Below are 1,040 nucleotides of genomic sequence, written 5' to 3' on the forward strand. Positions count from 1 at the left end.
TGAAATAAATCTTCCCGGAAGCTACCTTCTTGAACCAGACCTTCAAGGTTTTGGTGGGTTGCAGCGATAATCCTAACGTTAACCTTAACGGGTGTGGTGCCACCGACTCGATAAAACTCACCATCAGCAAGTACACGTAATAGGCGGGTTTGCGTATCGGCAGGCATATCTCCGATTTCATCGAGGAAAAGTGTACCGCCATCAGCCTGTTCAAAGCGTCCGGTGCGCTGTCCTCCAGCACCTGTAAAGGCACCTTTCTCATGACCAAATAACTCAGACTCAATCAGGTCGTTGGGAATTGCAGCCATGTTTAAGGCAATAAATGGTAACTGTGCACGGGGGCTATGCTGATGCAAAGCACGAGCGACCAGTTCTTTACCTGTTCCTGATTCGCCATTGATCAGAACCGTTATATTTGACTGTGATAAGCGGCCGATAGCGCGAAACACTTCCTGCATCGCTGGAGCTTTACCAATGATTTCAGTATTTTCTTCATTGAGCTCCGGTGCATCAGGCATATTCTGTGCTTTTTGCTCTTGGGAGTGAGCAATGGCGCGTTTGATTAGTGCGACGGCATCATCTAGATCGAAGGGTTTGGGTAGGTAGTCGAAAGCGCCACTCTGATAGGAGGAAACAGCGCTGTCCAAGTCGGAATGAGCGGTCATAATAATGACCGGAACTGCCGGTACGCCACGATGCAAGTTATTAGCTTGAATCTTTTCAAGTAGTGCAAGCCCATCAATGCCAGGCATGCGAATATCACTGATAATCGCATCAGGGCTCTCGCTAGAAAGTCGCTCTACTACACCTTCACCGCTTTCAAAAGAGCGAAGCTCGTAGTCTTCTTTTGCTAGCGCTTTTTCAAGTACCCAGCGTATAGAGCGGTCATCATCAATGATCCATACAAGTGGCTTTGTTGTCATAGTGTTACTCCGAGATACTTGAAACGTTTGTTGGTTTAGGTGAGCGCGTGCTATCGATAGGGATATAAATAATGAAGTCGGTTTTACCTGGTTTGCTTTCGCACTCGACCAAGCCAT

At 47.4% G+C, this 1,040-nt stretch carries 1 protein-coding gene; it reads right to left on the reverse strand.

What is annotated here, in order from left to right; all coding sequences use genetic code 11:
• On the reverse strand, positions 1 to 923 hold a 923-nt coding region (locus tag A3756_RS01680), incomplete at its 3' end, for a sigma 54-interacting transcriptional regulator (protein ID WP_082865034.1).
• Positions 924 to 1,040: the final 117 nt, after the last annotated feature.

The organism is Oleiphilus sp. HI0086 (genome assembly GCF_001635225.1).